Here is a 5,508-nt window from a genome sequence, read left to right on the forward strand (position 1 = left end):
AGGAGCATCCGATCCTTGAGAACTCAACAGCGTGCACTTGTCAAATGCCAATTTATTCCTCGTCCAGTCTTCGGGCTGGTTGAGAAATTCCTTTGGATCAAAGACCAGCCCTTCGGGGTTGGCATTCGGATGAAGTCAGCAATGATGTCATCTCTTTGGTCAGTTTCAAACTCGCTGCGTTACTGGTTTTCCCTGGTTTCGTATGCTTTTCTTTTTTACGGAGAGTTTGATCCTGGCTCAGGATGAACGCTGGCGGCGTGCTTAACACATGCAAGTCGAACGATGAACCCGAAGCTTGCTTTGGGGGATTAGTGGCGAACGGGTGAGTAACACGTGAGCAACCTGCCCCTCACTCTGGGATAAGCGCTGGAAACGGCGTCTAATACTGGATACGAGACGCGACCGCATGGTCAGTGTCTGGAAAGATTTTTTGGTGGGGGATGGGCTCGCGGCCTATCAGCTTGTTGGTGAGGTAATGGCTCACCAAGGCGTCGACGGGTAGCCGGCCTGAGAGGGTGACCGGCCACACTGGGACTGAGACACGGCCCAGACTCCTACGGGAGGCAGCAGTGGGGAATATTGCACAATGGGCGGAAGCCTGATGCAGCAACGCCGCGTGAGGGATGACGGCCTTCGGGTTGTAAACCTCTTTTAGCAGGGAAGAAGCGAAAGTGACGGTACCTGCAGAAAAAGCACCGGCTAACTACGTGCCAGCAGCCGCGGTAATACGTAGGGTGCAAGCGTTATCCGGAATTATTGGGCGTAAAGAGCTCGTAGGCGGTTTGTCGCGTCTGCTGTGAAATCCCGAGGCTCAACCTCGGGCCTGCAGTGGGTACGGGCAGACTAGAGTGCGGTAGGGGAGATTGGAATTCCTGGTGTAGCGGTGGAATGCGCAGATATCAGGAGGAACACCGATGGCGAAGGCAGATCTCTGGGCCGTAACTGACGCTGAGGAGCGAAAGGGTGGGGAGCAAACAGGCTTAGATACCCTGGTAGTCCACCCCGTAAACGTTGGGAACTAGTTGTGGGGTCCTTTCCACGGATTCCGTGACGCAGCTAACGCATTAAGTTCCCCGCCTGGGGAGTACGGCCGCAAGGCTAAAACTCAAAGGAATTGACGGGGACCCGCACAAGCGGCGGAGCATGCGGATTAATTCGATGCAACGCGAAGAACCTTACCAAGGCTTGACATACACGAGAACGGGCCAGAAATGGTCAACTCTTTGGACACTCGTGAACAGGTGGTGCATGGTTGTCGTCAGCTCGTGTCGTGAGATGTTGGGTTAAGTCCCGCAACGAGCGCAACCCTCGTTCTATGTTGCCAGCACGTAATGGTGGGAACTCATGGGATACTGCCGGGGTCAACTCGGAGGAAGGTGGGGATGACGTCAAATCATCATGCCCCTTATGTCTTGGGCTTCACGCATGCTACAATGGCCGGTACAAAGGGCTGCAATACCGTGAGGTGGAGCGAATCCCAAAAAGCCGGTCCCAGTTCGGATTGAGGTCTGCAACTCGACCTCATGAAGTCGGAGTCGCTAGTAATCGCAGATCAGCAACGCTGCGGTGAATACGTTCCCGGGTCTTGTACACACCGCCCGTCAAGTCATGAAAGTCGGTAACACCTGAAGCCGGTGGCCTAACCCTTGTGGAGGGAGCCGTCGAAGGTGGGATCGGTAATTAGGACTAAGTCGTAACAAGGTAGCCGTACCGGAAGGTGCGGCTGGATCACCTCCTTTCTAAGGAGCATCTGACTCTTCGGAGTCCAGAACCCAGATCGAAGGCACACGTTCTTCGCTGGGAGCTCATGGGTGGAACATTTGACATGGCATCAGAGCCAATGGTTTCTGCTAGTACGCACTTCGGTGTGGGAACGCGGGGCCGGCGGGTTTGGTGCCTGCACGCTGTTGGGTCCTGAGGGACCGGGTGTGATTCTTCGGGATCGCAGCTGTTCCTCGGGCTTGTCGCTGCCAACGTTGTTGGTGGGGATGAGCACCGCCCGTACTTTGAGAACTACACAGTGGACGCGAGCATCTTCAGCATGACCCTTTGGGGTTGTGTTGTATTGATGATCTTAAAGATCATTAGTCAATTTCGAACTGGATCCTTCGGGGTCTGGTACCGATTCTTGATGAACTCATGTGATTTCAAGTCTTTAAGAGCAAACGGTGGATGCCTTGGCATCTGGAGCCGAAGAAGGACGTAGCAATCTGCGATAAGCCTCGGGGAACTGATAAGCGAGTTTTGATCCGAGGGTGTCCGAATGGGGAAACCCCGCTGGGCGGCGTGCCGACCTAGTGACTCCCGCCTGAATATATAGGGCGGGTAGAGGGAACGTGGGGAAGTGAAACATCTCAGTACCCACAGGAAGAGAAAACAACATGTGATTCCGTGAGTAGTGGCGAGCGAAAGCGGATGAGGCTAAACCGGGTGTGTGTGATAGCCGGCAGGCGTTGCATGCTCGGGGTTGTGGGACTTTTCTGATTGTTCTGCCGAACTTTCAGCGTTACAAGCAGGTATAGACGAACGGTTTTGAATGGCCGGTCATAGAGGGTGCGAACCCCGTAGTCGAAATGCCTGGCTTGGCGTGAAGAGTATCCCAAGTAGCACGGGGCCCGAGAAATCCCGTGTGAATCTGTCAGGACCACCTGATAAGCCTAAATACTCCCAGATGACCGATAGCGGACAAGTACCGTGAGGGAAAGGTGAAAAGTACCCCGGGAGGGGAGTGAAATAGTACCTGAAACCGTTTGCTTACAAACCGTTGGAGCCTCCTTAGTAGGGGTGACAGCGTGCCTTTTGAAGAATGAGCCTGCGAGTTAGTGATACGTGGCGAGGTTAACCCGTGTGGGGTAGCCGTAGCGAAAGCGAGTCTGAATAGGGCGATTCAGTCGCGTGTCCTAGACCCGAAGCGAAGTGATCTATCCATGGCCAGGCTGAAGCGACGGTAAGACGTCGTGGAGGGCCGAACCCACTTAGGTTGAAAACTGAGGGGATGAGCTGTGGATAGGGGTGAAAGGCCAATCAAACTTCGTGATAGCTGGTTCTCTCCGAAATGCATTTAGGTGCAGCGTTGCGTGTTTCTTGCCGGAGGTAGAGCTACTGGATGGCCGATGGGCCCTACAAGGTTACTGACGTCAGCCAAACTCCGAATGCCGGTAAGTGAGAGCGCAGCAGTGAGACTGTGGGGGATAAGCTTCATAGTCGAGAGGGAAACAACCCAGACCACCAACTAAGGTCCCTAAGCGCGTGCTAAGTGGGAAAGGATGTGGAGTTGCTGTGACAACCAGGAGGTTGGCTTAGAAGCAGCCACCCTTGAAAGAGTGCGTAATAGCTCACTGGTCAAGTGATTCCGCGCCGACAATGTAACGGGGCTCAAGCACGCCACCGAAGTTGTGGCATTGACATTAATGGTAGGCCTTCGTGGTCCAGCCGTGTTGATGGGTAGGAGAGCGTCGTGTGGCGAGTGAAGCGGCGGAGTGATCCAGCCGTGGACGCTACACGAGTGAGAATGCAGGCATGAGTAGCGAAAGACGTGTGAGAAACACGTCCTCCGGAAGACCAAGGGTTCCAGGGTCAAGCTAATCTTCCCTGGGTAAGTCGGGACCTAAGGCGAGGCCGACAGGCGTAGTCGATGGACAACGGGTTGATATTCCCGTACCGGCGAAGAACCGCCCACATGAAATCAGGAGTGCTAAGCATCCCAAGACGCGTGGATCCCTTCGGGGACGATCGTGAGGCGGCATGCGACCCCATCTGGTGGAGTGAGCGTATTAACAGGTGTGACGCAGGAAGGTAGCCCAAGCCAGGCGATGGTTGTCCTGGTGCAAGTGCGTAGGCCGAGAGATAGGCAAATCCGTCTCTCATTCAGGCTGAGACACGATGCGGATAAAAAGTGGGTGATCCTATGCTGCCGAGAAAAGCATCGACGCGAGGTTCTAGCCGCCCGTACCCCAAACCGACTCAGGTGGTCAGGTAGAGAATACCAAGGAGATCGAGAGAATCGTGGTTAAGGAACTCGGCAAAATGCCCCCGTAACTTCGGGAGAAGGGGGGCCACCCGCTTATACGGATTTACTCCGAAAAGGGCGTGGTGGCCGCAGAGACTAGTGGGTAGCGACTGTTTACTAAAAACACAGGTCCGTGCCAAGTCGCAAGACGATGTATACGGACTGACGCCTGCCCGGTGCTGGAAGGTTAAGAGGACGGGTTAGCTTCGGCGAAGCTCAGAATTTAAGCCCCAGTAAACGGCGGTGGTAACTATAACCATCCTAAGGTAGCGAAATTCCTTGTCGGGTAAGTTCCGACCTGCACGAATGGCGTAACGACTTCCCAACTGTCTCAACCGCGAACTCGGCGAAATTGCATTACGAGTAAAGATGCTCGTTACGCGCAGCAGGACGGAAAGACCCCGTGACCTTTACTACAGCTTGGTATTGGTGTTCGGTGTGGCTTGTGTAGGATAGGTGGGAGACTGTGAAGCATGGACGCCAGTTCATGTGGAGTCATTGTTGAAATACCACTCTGGTCACTCTGGATATCTAACTTCGAACCGTGATCCGGTTCAGGGACAGTGCCTGGTGGGTAGTTTAACTGGGGCGGTTGCCTCCCAAAAAGTAACGGAGGCGCCCAAAGGTTCCCTCAACCTGGTTGGCAATCAGGTGTCGAGTGTAAGTGCACAAGGGAGCTTGACTGTGAGACTGACAGGTCGAGCAGGGACGAAAGTCGGGACTAGTGATCCGGCAGTGGCTTGTGGAAGCGCTGTCGCTCAACGGATAAAAGGTACCTCGGGGATAACAGGCTGATCTTGCCCAAGAGTCCATATCGACGGCATGGTTTGGCACCTCGATGTCGGCTCGTCGCATCCTGGGGCTGGAGTAGGTCCCAAGGGTTGGGCTGTTCGCCCATTAAAGCGGTACGCGAGCTGGGTTTAGAACGTCGTGAGACAGTTCGGTCCCTATCCGCTGCGCGCGTAGGAAGTTTGAGAGGATCTGACCCTAGTACGAGAGGACCGGGTTGGACGAACCTCTGGTGTGCCAGTTGTTCCGCCAGGAGCACCGCTGGTTAGCTACGTTCGGGATGGATAACCGCTGAAAGCATCTAAGCGGGAAGCCGGCCTCAAGATGAGACTTCCATACCTTCGGGTGAGAGGCTCCCAGCCAGACTACTGGGTTGATAGGCCAGATGTGGAAGCGTGGTAACACGTGCAGCTGACTGGTACTAATAAGCCGATGACTTGATAACACACCGTTCTTGGTGCTTGCGTCCACTTTGTGGTTCTCGACGTACGGTCGAAAACCAAACAACAACACACATGCTTGTGTTTGTTTGAGACACGTCAATAGTGTTTCGGCGGCCATAGCGTGAGGGAAACGCCCGGTCACATTCCGAACCCGGAAGCTAAGCCTCACAGCGCCGATGGTACTGCAGGGGGGACCCTGTGGGAGAGTAGGACACCGCCGGACTTCCTTTAACAGAAAGGCCACCCAACGCAGGGTGGCCTTTCTGC

General features: G+C 54.7%; 3 rRNA genes. All 3 read left to right on the top strand.

The features are described 5' to 3' along the window. The first annotated feature begins 214 nt into the window (after nt 1-214). The 3 genes from RL72_RS00240 (at nt 215) to rrf (ending at nt 5,464) form a co-directional block, all read left to right on the top strand. Nucleotides 215-1,739 (top strand): 16S ribosomal RNA (locus RL72_RS00240). Nucleotides 1,740-2,145: 406 nt separating this feature from the next. Beyond that, a 23S ribosomal RNA gene (locus tag RL72_RS00245) occupies nt 2,146-5,243 on the top strand. Between the two features lie 104 nt (nt 5,244-5,347). Beyond that, nucleotides 5,348-5,464, top strand: a 5S ribosomal RNA gene (gene rrf / locus RL72_RS00250). The 16S, 23S and 5S rRNA genes sit together here, the layout of an rRNA operon. Nucleotides 5,465-5,508: the final 44 nt, after the last annotated feature.

The sequence above is a fragment of the Microbacterium azadirachtae genome, assembly GCF_000956545.1.
GTDB classification, from domain to species: domain Bacteria; phylum Actinomycetota; class Actinomycetes; order Actinomycetales; family Microbacteriaceae; genus Microbacterium; species Microbacterium azadirachtae.